The organism is Microvirga sp. KLBC 81 (assembly GCF_003075415.1).
Classification (GTDB): Bacteria; Pseudomonadota; Alphaproteobacteria; order Rhizobiales; family Beijerinckiaceae; genus Microvirga.
In genome coordinates, this window is the sequence record NZ_QDAH01000102.1 from 1 (window position 1) to 14,693 (window position 14,693).

Below are 14,693 nucleotides of genomic sequence, written 5' to 3' on the forward strand. Positions count from 1 at the left end.
CATGCCGGCCGGGGCTGCATACGCAAACAGCGGCCATCACGGACAGTCCGACATCGCGTTTTCACACGACCTCGGTCAGTTTCTCACATTCCGGCCACTCGATGAACGTCGGCTCTGGAGCGCCGAAGCGGACCAAGCGCTAACGTCTCAAGAGTGCCATTAGCTGCCGTTCCTATTGGCTGTTTGGATCACAGCCGAACCCGACATAGGACGCATGCGTAACGAAGGTTGCGGCACAAGGCGAGCCAGCACCAATCCGCCGGCTCCTGCTATTGCAACACCCCCTTGGTCGGGAGCTCAATGCTGCATTGCAGCCCGCCGGGTTTGAACGTCAGCGTCGTTGTTCCCCTGAGCTGGTACGGCACAGTCTGCGTCAGAAGCTCGGTCCCGAAGCCGCTGCGCCGCGGCGCAGGTGCAATGACCGGCATGCCGGTCTCCGTCCACTCGATCCTCAGGCGCTGAGAGCCATCCCGATCCTCCAGAGCGTCGTTCGCGCTCAGCCCCTGCGCTGGCGCAGGGTCACGTCCTGGCTGAAGGGCCGCACCGGACCCGGCATTTCCGCGCAGTGGATTGCCGAGCGCATCAATGCCATGAGCGGCGGACGGCTGCAGATTGATCTCTTCGCCGTCGGCGAGACCGTGTCGCCATTTGCGGTGCTTGCCGCACCCCGGCAGCGGGTCTCTTGACGAGCGTTCCCTTCGGTCTCGGCTCCATCGAGCACCAGGCCTGGATCGAACTGCGTGATGGACGCCCAGCCGAGGCCCACGCCTTCAGCCCAAGCCAGGAGCCAAGTGTATCAACAGCCATCACAGCCGAGGATTCGATGACCTCAGGTATCGTGCGTCGGCCCAAGCCATGCCCCTGCGCCGTTGCGCGATCCGTAATCCAGCTACATGACAACGCTTCGTCCAATCCCGCTAATTTCAAACCGGCGTATTATGATGCACGCTCAGACTGCTGAACCGCGAAGGCCTCGGCATTGCAGTGTGCAAAGTTCGCCTTGATAGCCGCCCGCCGTTCAAGACTGTTCACGGCCACAAACCGCGATGGCTGGCTCAGCCCACCGGAAGGGGCGAGACACGCAAGATCGAGCAGATGCTTCAGCGAGGCATTCGGCAACGCGTCAGGCCGGAAGCGCCACACATCGCGCCGCTATGTGAGCAGATCCTGAAGCTTTTCCCTGAACCTGTAATCGAAAGACGGAACCTCGCACCGCCCACTCGGATCACAGAGGTAAACCGTACACGCCTCCCCCACAATCCCGCTCATGATTCAGCTCCAGACTTGTCAGCTCCGCACCTGGGTGTAACGCTGCCATCCCGCTGACCGCAACCGGCAGGCATCACACTTGTCGCAGCCGAAGCCCCACTCATGCTGGGTACGATGATCGCCGTTGTAGCAGGTGTGGGTTTCCCGCACGATCAACTCGACGAGCGCGTCTCCGCCCAGCGATTGTGCGAGAGCCCAGGTTTCGGCCTTGTCGATCCACATCAGCGGCGTCTCGAGCACCAGCCGCGCGTTCATGCCGAGGTTGAGCGCGGCCTGGAGCGCCTTGATCGTGTCGTCGCGGCAATCGGGATAGCCGCTGAAGTCCGTCTCGCAGACGCCCGTCACCACACGCTTGAGGCCGCGCTGGAAGGCGACGATCGCCGCAAAGGTGAGAAACACCAGATTGCGCCCGGGAACGAAGGTCGCTGGAAGCCCGTCCGGGCGGCTGCTGGCCACCGGCAGGTCTGCCGTCAACGCGCTCACACTCACCTCGCCCAGCACGTCGAGCGGGATCACCCGATCCGGTCCGAGGCGGCTAGCCCAGAGCGGCGACAGACTGGCAAGCGCCTGCCGGATTGGCTTCCGGCACTCCATCTCGACGGCGTGGCGCTGGCCATATGAGAATCCGATCGTCTCGACCCGCTCATAACGCGACAGCGCCCAAGCCAGACAGGTGGTCGAGTCCTGCCCACCCGAGAAGACCACGAGGGCGGAGGAGTCAGCGGCGTTCATGGTCAACCGGCGCATAGTAGGTGCAGGTTTCGCCGCAGCTATCGCGGTAGATCGTCACCCTTGCGATCGGTCCGACATGTTGGACCCGCTCGAAAATGAACCGGGTGATGTTCTCTAAAGTCGGCCGCTCCAGCCCCTCAATGCGGTTGAGGAACTTGTGATCGAGCGTCCGGCGCATCTCTGTGAGCTTGCCCTCCAGCAGGCCCAGGTCGATCAGCATGCCCGTTTGGGGATCGGGCAGTCCGCGCACGGCGACCTCGGCCCGGAAGGAATGGCCATGGATCTCCTCGCTTGCCGCCCCGAGGGTGGTGCCGGTCAGTGTATGGGCAGCTTCGAAGTTAAACGACTTGGTGAGTTCCCACATCAGCGGATTCCTAAATACTTATGGGTTTGGAGGCTCAGTCGCCATTGCGGGTGGGCCAGGCAATACTCGACGGCCCGCGCCGTGTTCGCGACCTGATCCGGTCCATCCATCGGCTGAAGCGAGAACCGCTCGAACGGCAAGGAGGCAAACCGCTCGGGCAAGGCATCCTCCTGCGGGAAGACAAGCTTCAGCTCGTGGCCGGTCCGGATCTTGAGCTCGGTGCTGCCTTTCGGGCTGACGCAGATCCAGTCAAGGCCCGGCGGCGGTTCCACCGTGCCGTTCGTCTCGACTGTAATTGTGAAGGAGCGGCGGTGCAGCTCTTCGATGAGAGCGGCGTCGACCTGGAGCAGCGGCTCGCCTCCCGTCAGCACGACAAGCCGATGATCGGTCCCGGGTCCCCAAAGCTCCTCGATGCGTTGGCACAGGTCGGCGGCGGTGGCATAGCGTCCGCCGAAGGTCCCATTGGTGCCCACGAAGTCTATGTCGCAGAACCGGCAAGCCGCCGCGGCCCGGTCGCTCTCCCGCCCTGACCAGAGATTGCAGCCGGCAAAGCGGCAAAAGACGGCGGTTCGGCCGGCCTGGGCGCCTTCGCCCTGAAGCGTCAGGAAGATCTCTTTGACTGCGTAAGTCATTCAGGTCTCGTTGGCGAGCCTGTGCCTGACACGCGGCTGCTGGTCAGCGCCGGGCGGGAGACATCCGACGGCGGAGATCTCCATGATGTCGTGTGGCACGCCGAGGCGCGTGAAGGTTCGCTCAGCTGCAACCCTGTGCGCGAGCATGGCGGAGTCCAATCCGCCGGGACAGATGTCGAGGGTCTTCACGAGGGCTCCTTGTTTTGACCGGGTAGGCTGCGACCGGATCGGCTTGCGTGCCGATGAACGTGGAGTGGATGGACCTGTGAACGCGCGGCTCTACCAAGCACTCACCCCATCCGCTTCTGCGCGGCATAACCGACAATAGACATGCGGGTGTCAATAAGAATGCATTCCATCACACGCCTCCTCAGAGCCGCCATGGCTTCTCAGCAGGAGGGATAAAGAAGCCTGGTCTGCCCAAGCACCGAAGCCGAGGGTGGACTGAAATTGCGGCTGGCCTTGAGCAGGCCTCTTGGCTTAACCAAAGCTCGACCTCTGGCGCAAACCGCGACAGAAGGAGACCCGTCTGACCTGAAGTGAGCCATGACAGCGATCTTGAAAGAACTCGGCACACGCACCTTGATCATGGGTGTCCTGAACGTCACGCCCGACTCGTTTTCGGATGGAGGTCTGTTCAGCGATCATGCCACTGCGGTTAAACATGCCCGCGAGATGAAGCAGGCAGGCGCTGACATCATTGATGTCGGCGGGGAGTCCACGCGGCCGGGCCATACGCCCGTGGGGGCCGAGGAAGAGCAGCGGCGCGTCATCCCGGTGATCCAGGCTCTTGCTCCTGTTCTGAAGGCGCCGATCTCGATCGACACCTATCGAGCGTTGACGGCCCAGGCTGCCCTCAGGGCGGGAGCGAGGATCGTGAACGACATCTGGGGATTCCAGCGCGATCCCGACATGCCGGCAGTTGTAGCGGAACATGATGCTTTGGCGGTCGTGATGCACAATCGCGCCGAGGTCGATGCCTCGCTCGACATCATGGCCGACATGCTGCGCTTCTTCGAGCACTCCCTGGCTCTCGCTCGCCAAGCCGGTATTCCAAACGCGCGGCTGATCCTGGACCCCGGCATTGGCTTCGGCAAAACCGCCGACCAGAATCTTCAAGCCCTCCGCCGCCTGCCGGAGCTGAAAGCGCTGGGCTTCCCGGTGCTCGTGGGAGGCTCCCGCAAATCGGTCCTGAGCCGCTTTTACGATCCTCATGTTCCGCCACGAGACCGGCTCTTTGGCACCCTGGGAGCGCATCTGGCCGCCGTGAGCCGGGGTGCCGACATCATTCGTGTTCACGACGTCAAGGCGCACGTGGAGGCCTGCCGCGTGGCCGATATCTTGTTGAGGACCCTGCCGTGAGCGACACGATCACACTCTCCCGTCTGGCGCTGTACGCCCATCATGGGGTTCACGCTGAGGAAGCCCGTCTGGGGCAGCGGTTTTACGTCAGCGTGATCTGCTCCCTCGATCTGAAGCCTGCCGGGCAAGCCGATGATTATCGGCAGACCGTCTGCTATGCGAGCCTCGCCAAGCTCGTTCACGAGATCGGCACGACGCGTCGCTTCCATACCATTGAGGGCTTGGCCGAGGCGATCACCACCCGCGTGCTCGATGGCTTCCCACCGGTGGTATCCGTGACGGTCCGGGTCGAGAAACCTGAGGCGCCGGGCCCCTTCATCCTCGACGGTGTTGCGGTCGAGATCAGGCGGTCGCGCGATGGCTAGGGTTACGCTCGGTCTCGGCAGCAATCTCGGCGACAAGCGCGGCAATATTGCCAAGGCGCTGTCGGCTCTTGACGCGGGTGGGGCACGGATTCTCGCGCGCTCTGCAGACTACCGCACGGAGCCGTGGGGCCCTGTCGATCAGGACTGGTTCGTGAATGCCTGCGCAGTCGCCGAAACCGAGCTCGCGCCGCATGACCTCCTGGCCCTGTGCCTTCGGGTGGAACGGGAACTCGGACGGGTCCGGGAGGTCAAGTGGGGTCCACGGGTGATCGACATCGATATTCTCACCTACAGCGACCTTGAGGTGAACACCCCCAGCCTGACCCTTCCCCATCCATATCTGGCGGAGCGTGCCTTCGTTCTGGTGCCGCTAGCCGAGATTGCACCTGATCTGAAGCTCGGTCGGACAACCGTTGCAGATATGCTCGCTAACGTGGACCGTAGTGGCATCACAAAACTTGGCTAGCTGAACACAGGGCCGCTGCCACCCATTTCCAGCCTCAGGCTGATCTCACAATCCGTTATCAATCCATCAAGGCGAGGAGCTTGGCGCGGATATGCTCGACGGCACCGTCAATTTAATGAGCTGAAGGCAAAGCGCCTCACTGGGGCGGCGGATCAGAAACCCACTGCAATACCCGTTACCTCTGGCCTCTGATCCGATGCGCCAGGAGGAGCAGATCTATCTCAAGCCGTTAAGTTGACGATGCCGGATGATCTCAACCGGAATGCGGCGGCGCTGGAACGTCGACACTGAGGCGGCTCCTTGACGAACCGCCTCTCGTTATAAGGTCGAGGTTAACGCAACAGTCCCAGGACCAGTGTCTATCCAAGTGGGGATGCCAGTGGAGTGGCATCCCCAGTCCATAGCTCAGGACCAACGGGCGATGGTGCGTTTCTCGAAGCTTTCACGGAATTGCGCGGTAGTCTTTTCCAGTACATCCCCGGTTTCCCAATCGAGGATCACCGCGTAACGTCGCAGCACATCAAGCTTGTCGAGCTTGCCGTCCTTATAGAGGCGGCTGACCTCCACCGGGTCCATACGGGCCCATTCCTTACGCTTGGCACGGATCTCGGCACGTAAGACCTCAGTGGCTTCGGCGTCAACTTCGTACCGCCAGAGATCTGGATCAATCGGCCGGATCACCACGCCATAGTCACGAGCGGCGCGCTCGATCGAAACATAGTCATCGATCACATCCTCTACCACTTTGCCCGGATCGCGCTCCAGCGGGTCGCCGAAGCCACCACCGCCGGCTGTTGGCCGTGCGAATTGGTCTCCAGTATAGACCGGATAGTCAGAAAACACCGAACCAAGCCAGACTTCTTCATCGCTGCCTGCGCGTTTGATGGACAAACCATGTGGCATGGAAGGAAGTCCGCCTTCCACTCCCCAGACCACAGCCCGCTCACGGTCGCAGATGTAGGACATCACCGCGTTCTCCGCCTCGAGAAGTATCGAGGTTTTTTGGACCCCCGTCCCCCCGCGCCACTTTCCCGGACCAGCAGAGTCGCGCAAAATCTGGAATTCGACGGTGCGGGTCGGGTTTACCCTTTCATTACCTTCGTTCGGCTGCGACATCAGACCGGTCCCGAATGCTGCCGTAGTTACGTCGGCGCCATCCTTCCCGTTCCGTCCGCCCCAGCCGCCAGGAAGCCATTCATAGAACATGAAAATGGGCTTGTCGTCCTTACGTGCGTCACGACCGCCGGCCAGCAGATACTCAAGGTTAAACGCACAGGCGATTGCGCGCTCAGGCATTATCTTCGACCACATCTCGAAGATCGCATTCATGATCTTCTCGAATGGCATCAAGAAACCCGTCACCGCAACTGGCCATTCCGCACTCACGATAGAGTTCTTGGGCGCGGTCACTTCGATCATCCGGTAGAAGCCACTGTTCAGGGGCAGATCGGGGAAGAAGGTCTTCATTCCCGCCACGACGGCGGAGAATGTCGCTCCGGGTGCCGAATTGTAGATCGAGCCGATCGTTGGGTGGCTTCCGGTAAAATCGTAATGAATGCTGTCGCCCTTGATCGTCATCTTGATCCGGATCGGTATCATCCCCTCGCCGCCGGCCGGATCACGGTCGATATAGTCAACGGTTTCCCAGGTGCCATCGGGCAGAGCAGCGATACGCTGACGAACCGCCCGTTCAACATAATCCTGCACTTCCTGCATGCCTTGGATTACCTGCGCTCGGCCGTATTTTTTAACCAGCCGAAGCAGATCTCCCTCAGCAACCTGTGTGGCCTGGGCTTGCGAGTGAATGTCGCCGATAATCGAGTGCGGATCGCGTGTATTGAACGCAATCATATTCGCCACATCTGCGCAGAATCGCCCACCATGGAACAATCTAACTGGGGTGATTCGCATTCCTTCCCGGAACATCTCACGTGCGGTGACATCGAATGATCCGGGTACGGAGCCGCCGAGATCGGACCAGTGGCCGTTCGACTGCGAGAAGCCGATCAGGCAGTCATCGTCGAAAATGGGCCGGATCAGGCGAACATCGTTGAAATGGGTCCCCCCAGCATAGGGATCGTTGATCGCATAAACATCACCTGGCAGCATATTGCCCTTGAATGCACGGATCACATCCTTGCAGGTGAAATGCAACGTCCCGACGTGGACCGCGATGTCCTGATTGCCCTGCGCCACAGAGTTCCCGTCGGAATCGTGCAGGCCATTCGAAAAGTCCCGATTGTAGATCACGAAGGAGTAGCAAGTACGCAGCATTCTCTCCGCCATCTGGTCAACCGAGGAGATGAAGGAGTTCTTCAAGACCTCGAAAGTGACCGGATCGAGGCTCTGTCTCGTCATCATGTTCATCTCTCAGCCTTTCGTGTGGATCAGAATATTCATGAGCTTATCGACAACTCCGTACATTCCAGCAGGAATGACAGTAGTAGAGTCGAATTGCTCGACAATCGCCGGTCCAGGCAGTTCGGCGCCAGCAGCCAGGGTTTCGCGTTGATAAATATTGGCGTCATAGGCCTTGCCGCCGAACCAGACCTTTCGCCTATCCACCGGATCGGGGCGGTGCGGAGTTGCATCGTATTCTGGAATCGCCGCCTTTGGCACCGTGCCAATGGCCTTCACGGCAATCCGGAAAATTGAGACCGGAGAGTCATCGCGGCGGAAGTTGTATTCACGTTTGTGCTCGGCGTGGAAAGCCTCAACCAGATCAGAAACACAGTCGATCCGCGCCGGCGCGGCAACGGAAAGTGAACGCCATTGACCTTGATACATCATCTCGACGCTGCGCTGCAGGATCATATCAGCTCTGGACACACCCTCATGCGCCAGACGCTCGATGGCACCTTGCTCGAGGCGCAGGAATGCGTTGTTGATGTCTTCAGGATCGGTTGCAGCAGCGCTCGCCATAAAGCTTTCTGAAAAGTCGTGTTGCACGTCAACGAGGAGACAACCCAGTGCCGAGGTAACGCCTGGATTTGGAGGCACGATCACCGTTGGGATGGAGAGTTCCTTGGCAATTGCGGCGCCGTGCAGCGCTCCTGCCCCGCCAAAGGCGACCAAGGCAAAATCACGCGGGTCATAGCCGCGGCTGATTGACAACAGCCGCACGGCGTTTGCCATATTCGCATTCGCAACAGAGATGATTGCCTCGGCCGCCTCATGTAGACTCATACCAAAAGGCTTCGCGACCGTCTCTCGAACCGCAGCTTCTGCCAGCGCAGGGTCGAGCGTGATCTTGCCACCAGCGAGACTAGCTCCCAGTCTTCCGAGCACAACGTTGGCATCGGTGTTGGTTGCCGTCATATTGCCGTTCTTATAGCAGGCCGGGCCTGGATAGGCGCCAGCCGACTGCGGACCGTTGCGAAGCGAACCGCCCTCGTCGCGCCAAGCCAATGAACCACCGCCCGCTCCGATCGTCAGAACCTCAATCGAGGGAAAGCGGATCGGATATCCATATTCGATGTACCAATCCTTCGTGATGCGCGGCTCACCATTATAAACGAGAGAAACATCGGTCGATGTTCCCCCCATGTCGAAGCCGATAGAATTCGGATAGCCGCAGAGATTGCCGATGAACCGGCTGGCGATGGCTCCGGCTGCGATCCCCGATCCTGCGAGGCGAGCCGAGAATTCCTTCACACTTCCTGGTGTCATCACGCCACCGCCGGTATGCAGCAGGAGAAGATCACGCTCGTATCCGGCCTCAGCCAGTTTCTCGCTCAAGCGAGAGACATAGTCCACAACAACGGGGGCACAGACCGCATTGGCCATGGTCGTTGAGAAGCGTTCATGCTCAAAAATTTCGGGCATCACCTCTGATGAAATGGATATCGGCACATCCGGAAGTACTTCTTTGAGGATCTCGCGCATCCTCCTTTCGTTAGTGTTATTCAAATAGGAGTTCATGAAGCAGACAGCAATCGACTTCACCTCTCGCTTCTTCAGTACCTCTGCCACGCGGCGAGCATCCTCCTCGTTCAAATCCTCAAGAACTTTGCCTTCTGCATCGACGCGTTCGCGCACTGTCAGGCGATCGCGGCGCGGGATGTAAGGCTTGGCGACATCTTTGTAGGTGTCCCACAAGTCCTCTTTGTTGGCGCGGCGTATTTCCACCACGTCGCGGAATCCTTCAGTGCAGACCATGGCGGTCCGCGGCAGGCGGCGCGTGATCAATGCATTAGTGGCTACGGTTGTGCCGTGCGAAAACATTGATACTTCGCGCAGATCAATGCCCGCTTGTTCGACCCCGTTTAGGATTGCAACCATTGGGTCGTCGGGGGTGGAGGAGGTCTTTTCGATGCGGATCGCGCCGCTATCCTCGTCCATGATGCAGATATCGGTGAATGTCCCACCGACATCCACTGCAACTCGGGTCTTCTTCATGTTGACTCCTATTATTTCAGGGGCAGGCAAGGCTCCGCCCCGGCGCCGGATTGCCGGCGCGTTTGATCATGCGTCGTTAATAGTTCTTGGGCCGGCTCGTTTCTGTGGCGACGTTGCGCCAAGGCCCGCTTGGGCTATGCTGCGGCTTGGGAAGTGGCAGCAACCTCGCTTAGGGTTGCTTCAAAGATATCTAAGCCCTCCTCTAGTTGTTCAAACGGGATCGTGAGAGGGGTCAGAATACGGATAATATTTGCATCCACTCCGCAGGACAGGAGGATAAGCCCTTTCTCCTGTGCCTTCGAGATGATTGCGGCTGTCAATGCAGCGTCTGGCACGCGCGTCTGCCGATCCTTTACGAACTCAACGGCGACCATAGCGCCAAGACCACGCACCTCGCCGATGCAGGAGAGCGAGTTCCGCCGCGCCATTTCTTCCAGCCTTTGCAGCATCCGGGCTCCGATCGCCGAGGCCCGCTCGCATAACTCCTCTCTCTCGATCACGTCGAGAACCGCGCTTGCAGCTGCAATGCCGATAGGACTTCCTCCATAGGTACCTCCAAGACCACCAGGATCTGCCGCATCCATGATTTCGGCGCGGCCTGTCAGAGCCGCGAGCGGGAAGCCGCCACCTAGCCCCTTCGCCATCGTCACGAGATCCGGGACCACGCCAGCGTGTTCTATCGCAAACATGGTACCCGTGCGCGCAATCCCAGTTTGAATCTCATCCGCGATCATCAGGATTCCATGTGCATCGCAGATCGCACGGACTTCGCGCAGGAACTCCGGCGGCGCGATATAGAAGCCTCCTTCCCCCTGAACAGGCTCGACGATGATGGCAGCGGTACGGGCAGGATCAACGTCCGTCAGGAAAAGCTGCCTCAGAGCTTCTATGGCTGCTGCAGTGTCTATTCCATGGTATGTCTTAGGAAAGGGCGCGTGATAGACCTCTGCAGGAAAAGGTCCAAATCCCTTCTTGTACGGTGCCACCTTTCCCGTCAGCGCCATTCCCATCATTGTCCGCCCATGAAACGCGCCTCCAAAGGCGATGACTGCTGACCTCCCGGTCGCTCTGCGGGCAATCTTGACGGAATTCTCGACCGCCTCAGCCCCCGTTGTCACAAACATGGTCTTCTTAGGAAAGTCGCCAGGCGTGATTGCATTCAGTCGCTCCGCCAGGTGGATGTAACTCTCGTAGGGCGCGACGTGGAAGCAGGTATGCGTAAACGCTTCCGCTTGCCGCGCTACCGCCGCCATAACGTCTGGATGCCGGTGGCCGGTATTGACCACGGCGATGCCTGCGGCGAAGTCAATGTATCGCTTGCCTTCAGCATCCCACAACTCCGCGTTCTCTGCTCGGATGGCGTAGACATTCTTCGTTGCGATACCTCGAGGTACCGCGAGCTTCTGGCGTTCGATTAGGTCAGTAGTTGTGCTCATGTTTCTACTCCAATTGTCGGTAGCTGCCTTTTGCCGTTCCTTCAGAACGGCGGTATTGTTCGAGTCACGAGCAGCCAATCTCAGCCGTGGCTGCTGCGGATCAACTCACGATCATTGCGGCTGCTGTACCTTAGGCTGCCGTTGCCGTGCTGGCAGTTCTCAGAGAGCTCCCGGCTAATAGCCAGTAGGCTGCCATCGAGACGAGGAATGTCGCAGGTGCCGAGAATGATGAGAACGTGCTGCCTCCGTTGAGCAGAATGATCCCCATGATTGTGCTTCCGAACCAAGCCGTTACACCGCGCACGTTCCACGCAGGCAGAGATGTGCTTACCATGGCGTCAGTATCGGCGATTGCGAGGCCCTTACGCGTTATCGCAATATGGACGAGGGCAATTCCAACCCACCCAACTACGAAGATGCCCTGGTAGGCTAGCGCCAGAAGGAGGTAGGAGAAGACATCCGCCAGCATCAGGCTGTAGACGATGAGACCAATCAGAATTCCGCAGACAATCTTGCCCGCGCGGAGACCCGTAAGTTGCTCGATGAGAGCCTCCAGATTGACGGTGCCTAGATAGAAGTTAGCCGTGTTGATCCGCGTCTGAGTTACCCACACGAAGGCCAGGCCGGCAATACCCATCAGCTTAAGGAGCGCCAGCACGACTGAGACCTCGCTCACAGCTCCCTCAATTTTAATTGTCGTCGCGAGGAAGATACCGACAATACCGTTCAGGAGGAAGGTGACCACATAAAACGGAATGCCGAAATTGAAGCGGGCGTGGTAAGTCGCATCTTGCGGCCGTCCGAACCGGGCATAGTCGAACGTGTACATCATGAGGATCCACACGCCCATGAAAGCTACAAAGCAGTCCCACCATCCGGATGCGGGTGCACCACCGTCAGGACCGACGTCCAGCCAGGCGTTGGAGTAACCGTATTCGCTAACCGTAAGTGCGACTGCAACGACCAACCCTATCAGATAGAGCGGCAGAAGCACTCCATTCAACTTGTCGAGCCAGTTCTGAACACTGCCGAATATGAGCACGACGCTATATACGACAACAATGAAGGCAGCCACTGGGTACGAGATTGCTGGCGCGGTTGCATTCAATGCGACGGCCATAACCGAACCCTCAAAGATTGCGTAGTAGACGGCTGTGGCAAAGAAAATGACGGTCGCGATTGCCGCTCCAACCGTTCCAAAGAGTGAACGAGAGAACAAGGCGACGGATAGCCCGGTCCGGATGGCATACCGGCTGAGGACGCCGTTGATGACTCCATATGCAGCGACGGACAGAATGATGCCGATAAGAGCGTTTCGAGCCCCATAAGCGTGGGCCAGTGTTCCCGCGACCACGAGGTAGAACATGGCGCTACATACGCCCCACCAAGCCATGGTGAGAGGTCCCCTTGGCATGCGGGCCGTTAAGGGGACAGGGTTGGATGCGAAGTCGGCTGTCGCCTCGCTCTCGGTAGTTGCTGATATTTTACCGGCCATGGTAATTTTCCCTCTGCTCGGAACACCAGACAGCCGTCCCCGACCTGAGAAGCCATGGGCTTCGCGGGCACCTTATTGAGTAAGGCGAACACGGGAGTTCATCTCCCGCTTATGACGATAAAAACTGGTAGTCCTCTGGACGTGCCTTCTTGGCACTTGGGGAAATGCTACCTCTGTTCAGATCGCCGTCTTGCATTTCCGTGCATATCTATTTGACTGTTTCTGCACAGATGCAGGGTTCCCAGAGGGACGAGTCAAATCGACCGCCCTCCGAAGCCTACGCCGCGATCTACATGGGGTCCGCTGAAACTTCATTTCAAGCATACGAGGCGGCCGAGAGTGAACAAGGTGTTCTAATCGATTGCGCAGCCAGCTCCCGTGAGTGCGGTACGCCTATTCAAGGCGGCCATCCTTTCCGTTGCTAGGGCTGTACCCACCTGTTTGGCATACTCGTCTGTAATCACGCGGGGACAGCCCGAACTTTGCCTTGAACAGGCGTGAAAGCTGAGCCTGATCTCCAAATCCCCATGCGTATGCGATCTGTGCGATAGACTCGTTTTCGTGAGGGTTCGAGAGAGCTTCCCGGCAGGCCTGTAATCTTTGATTCCGTACCCACTCGGCAAGTGTCATACCCGTCCCGCGAAACAGCTCATGGAGATAACGGGTCGATATCCCGCACGCTCGTGCAATATTGTCGGCACTCAATGACTCCGGTCCGAGCCGCTGGCGAATGTATTGCTCGATCCTGGCAAGGTGAGCCTCCCGGACGGAAGAAACACTGCTCGTCAGAACGCGTTCGTCATAGGTAATCGCAAGTACCAGGAGCTCAACAAGCTGGCGCCCGACCAGAGTCCCTTCTTCGGCGCTCAGGCGGTCGTACCGATTTGGTACGATCTCAAGCATATCCTTGAAGAGGCCGCCTGACCCCTTCTCAGCATCGAAGTTCAGACAACAGAACCTGCTTGGCATTCGAAGCCGGTTACCAAGCATGTCCGCTGGCACCTTCAGGACCCAAAGGTCGTTTGCATCATTGTAACTAAATTCGTATGGCTCATGGCCCTGCTCGATCAGAAAGCCACCTGGAGAGCACCGTGTCTCCCGATTGGCTTGTGAAAAGTGGACATCAGAGCGGACCGGAATAGTAACTAAGTACTGTTCTTCTGTATTATCCTTGAGATGATAATGTCGGCGGGCGTATAGCAAAGGATCAGATGAAAGCCTGGAGAGCGACACATCACCGAGCGTCCAACCCTGCAGGGTTCCTGCGAAGTTCGCTGGCTGCCGATAATGCAGCTCAAGCGGAAAATACGCACTAGAGACGGCATCGGACCAGCTACCGCTCCGCTTTTCCGGCAGGACGCTCGTTGTAGAGAAAGCTGTGTGCATATCCCAACACTCCATCGGCCTATATGTCGATTTGCTTACCCTCAGCTGATCATACTAGATCACGCAATTCTTCTATTATCCAGGTGGAGAGTGCTCGCCTCAATAACCGAGTTGAGCAGGATCATAGGACGGTGATGTCATGTCTGGATGGCGCCCGTTTGGCAATGTGATTGTTGATGGCGTTTGAGCCTAGCGGGGCGGGTGCAGATCCTATGGGGATGGAGAGCAGCCGACGCTCTGGCAGAGTGAGGTTGCTGTACACCCACTCTGGAGGCGACCCATGTCGATCGATCCCCGGCCCACGCAGACTGCTATCCATACCAATCTTAGGGCCATTTTCGTCTCGATGGAGCTCAGTCGCTCCGTCTGGCTGATCACCTCGCTCCCGCCGAGGGCTGGGGAGAAGATGTCCAAGCACAGCGTCCGGAGCGGAGATGTGGCCGAACTCCTGGCGCGGTTTGCCCAGCTCAAAGAGAAGGCGCGGGTTCGAACCGGGCAGATCGTTCCGATCATCGTCATTCAAGAGGCGGGTCTTGATGGCTTCTGGATCCATCGTGTTCTGCAACGCGAGAACCTCGAGAGCTATGTCGTGGATCCCGCTTCGATTGCAGTCTCGCGCCGGCGGCCCAAGACCGACCGCATCGATGGCGAAGCCCTGGTGCGGACGCTCATGGCCTACAAGCGCGGAGAGCCCCGAGTGTGCGCCATGGGCGTGCACCTGGAAGATGTGTTTAGCCAGATCCAGATCGGGTATTCGGCCTGACGGCAGAGCCCACCATGCTACGGTA

General features: G+C 58.8%; 14 protein-coding genes and 1 pseudogene. 5 read left to right on the plus strand and 10 right to left on the minus strand.

The window, feature by feature from the left end; translation table 11 throughout:
* Window positions 1–272 precede the first annotated feature (272 nt).
* Entirely contained in the window at window positions 273–686 is a 414-nt protein-coding gene (locus tag DC522_RS36495; RefSeq protein WP_245444671.1) for a hypothetical protein, read from the plus strand.
* A gap of 250 nt (window positions 687–936) precedes the next feature.
* Here the strand turns inward: DC522_RS36495 and DC522_RS36500 are convergent, their stop codons facing one another.
* The 5 genes from DC522_RS36500 to DC522_RS29380 all read right to left on the minus strand — a co-directional run bounded on the left by DC522_RS36500 (window position 937) and on the right by DC522_RS29380 (window position 3,186).
* Complete coding sequence (locus DC522_RS36500; RefSeq protein WP_245444672.1) at window positions 937–1,143, minus strand: nitroreductase family protein; 207 nt, start codon at window positions 1,141–1,143, stop codon at window positions 937–939.
* 144 nt (window positions 1,144–1,287) lie between these two features.
* Window positions 1,288–2,001, minus strand: a complete 714-nt coding sequence (queC, locus tag DC522_RS29365; RefSeq protein WP_116532045.1) for a 7-cyano-7-deazaguanine synthase QueC — start codon at window positions 1,999–2,001, stop codon at window positions 1,288–1,290.
* A complete protein-coding gene (locus DC522_RS29370; RefSeq protein ID WP_116532046.1) occupies window positions 1,988–2,365 on the minus strand; it encodes a 6-carboxytetrahydropterin synthase in 378 nt (125 codons plus the stop codon). Before DC522_RS29370 ends, queC begins: the two co-directional genes overlap by 14 nt.
* Entirely contained in the window at window positions 2,365–2,997 is a 633-nt protein-coding gene (queE, locus tag DC522_RS29375; RefSeq protein ID WP_116532047.1) for a 7-carboxy-7-deazaguanine synthase, read from the minus strand. Before queE ends, DC522_RS29370 begins: the two co-directional genes overlap by 1 nt.
* On the minus strand, window positions 2,998–3,186 hold the full coding sequence (locus DC522_RS29380) for a hypothetical protein (protein WP_116532048.1): 189 nt from the start codon (window positions 3,184–3,186) through the stop codon (window positions 2,998–3,000).
* Window positions 3,187–3,543: 357 nt separating this feature from the next.
* On the opposite strand from DC522_RS29380, the gene folP reads away from it, so the two are divergent.
* From folP to folK, 3 genes are read left to right on the plus strand one after another with little or no spacing between them, the layout of a single operon-like run.
* Window positions 3,544–4,359, plus strand: a complete 816-nt coding sequence (gene folP / locus DC522_RS29385) for a dihydropteroate synthase (protein ID WP_116532049.1) — start codon at window positions 3,544–3,546, stop codon at window positions 4,357–4,359.
* Window positions 4,356–4,724: a dihydroneopterin aldolase gene (gene folB / locus DC522_RS29390; RefSeq protein WP_116532050.1), complete on the plus strand. Its 369-nt coding sequence runs from the start codon at window positions 4,356–4,358 to the stop codon at window positions 4,722–4,724. The genes folP and folB overlap by 4 nt, the downstream gene beginning before the upstream one ends.
* On the plus strand, window positions 4,717–5,190 hold the full coding sequence (gene folK, locus DC522_RS29395) for a 2-amino-4-hydroxy-6-hydroxymethyldihydropteridine diphosphokinase (RefSeq protein ID WP_116532051.1): 474 nt from the start codon (window positions 4,717–4,719) through the stop codon (window positions 5,188–5,190). The genes folB and folK overlap by 8 nt, the downstream gene beginning before the upstream one ends.
* Before the next feature lie 405 nt (window positions 5,191–5,595).
* Here folK and DC522_RS29400 read toward each other — a convergent pair whose 3' ends face one another.
* The 5 genes from DC522_RS29400 to DC522_RS29420 all read right to left on the minus strand — a co-directional run bounded on the left by DC522_RS29400 (window position 5,596) and on the right by DC522_RS29420 (window position 13,905).
* The gene (locus DC522_RS29400; RefSeq protein ID WP_371680818.1) at window positions 5,596–7,551 is read right to left on the minus strand and encodes a hydantoinase B/oxoprolinase family protein; all 1,956 of its coding nucleotides are present in this window, start codon (window positions 7,549–7,551) and stop codon (window positions 5,596–5,598) included.
* A gap of 9 nt (window positions 7,552–7,560) precedes the next feature.
* Window positions 7,561–9,588, minus strand: a complete 2,028-nt coding sequence (locus DC522_RS29405) for a hydantoinase/oxoprolinase family protein (RefSeq protein ID WP_116532053.1) — start codon at window positions 9,586–9,588, stop codon at window positions 7,561–7,563.
* A gap of 134 nt (window positions 9,589–9,722) precedes the next feature.
* Window positions 9,723–11,024, minus strand: a complete 1,302-nt coding sequence (gene gabT / locus DC522_RS29410) for a 4-aminobutyrate--2-oxoglutarate transaminase (RefSeq protein ID WP_116532054.1) — start codon at window positions 11,022–11,024, stop codon at window positions 9,723–9,725.
* Window positions 11,025–11,154: 130 nt separating this feature from the next.
* A complete protein-coding gene (locus DC522_RS29415) occupies window positions 11,155–12,519 on the minus strand; it encodes a cytosine permease (protein ID WP_116532055.1) in 1,365 nt (454 codons plus the stop codon).
* A 393-nt stretch (window positions 12,520–12,912) separates the two neighbouring features.
* Window positions 12,913–13,905, minus strand: coding sequence for a helix-turn-helix domain-containing protein (locus DC522_RS29420; RefSeq protein ID WP_116532056.1), 993 nt, complete (start codon window positions 13,903–13,905; stop codon window positions 12,913–12,915).
* A 280-nt stretch (window positions 13,906–14,185) separates the two neighbouring features.
* Here DC522_RS29420 and DC522_RS29425 point away from each other — a divergent pair.
* A pseudogene (locus DC522_RS29425) lies at window positions 14,186–14,614 on the plus strand (IS110 family transposase); the annotation flags it as partial.
* Window positions 14,615–14,693: the final 79 nt, after the last annotated feature.

Bases quoted from the DNA above. Each gene is read 5' to 3' on its own strand.
- queC (WP_116532045.1), bottom strand. From the start codon at position 2,001: ATGAACGCCGCTGACTCCTCCGCCCTCGTGGTCTTCTCGGGTGGGCAG.
- folP (WP_116532049.1), top strand. From the start codon at position 3,544: ATGACAGCGATCTTGAAAGAACTCGGCACACGCACCTTGATCATGGGT.
- DC522_RS29400 (WP_371680818.1), bottom strand. From the start codon at position 7,551: ATGATGACGAGACAGAGCCTCGATCCGGTCACTTTCGAGGTCTTGAAG.
- DC522_RS29420 (WP_116532056.1), bottom strand. From the start codon at position 13,905: ATGCACACAGCTTTCTCTACAACGAGCGTCCTGCCGGAAAAGCGGAGC.
- folK (WP_116532051.1), top strand. From the start codon at position 4,717: ATGGCTAGGGTTACGCTCGGTCTCGGCAGCAATCTCGGCGACAAGCGC.
- DC522_RS29415 (WP_116532055.1), bottom strand. From the start codon at position 12,519: ATGGCCGGTAAAATATCAGCAACTACCGAGAGCGAGGCGACAGCCGAC.
- gabT (WP_116532054.1), bottom strand. From the start codon at position 11,024: ATGAGCACAACTACTGACCTAATCGAACGCCAGAAGCTCGCGGTACCT.
- DC522_RS29370 (WP_116532046.1), bottom strand. From the start codon at position 2,365: ATGTGGGAACTCACCAAGTCGTTTAACTTCGAAGCTGCCCATACACTG.
- queE (WP_116532047.1), bottom strand. From the start codon at position 2,997: ATGACTTACGCAGTCAAAGAGATCTTCCTGACGCTTCAGGGCGAAGGC.
- DC522_RS29405 (WP_116532053.1), bottom strand. From the start codon at position 9,588: ATGAAGAAGACCCGAGTTGCAGTGGATGTCGGTGGGACATTCACCGAT.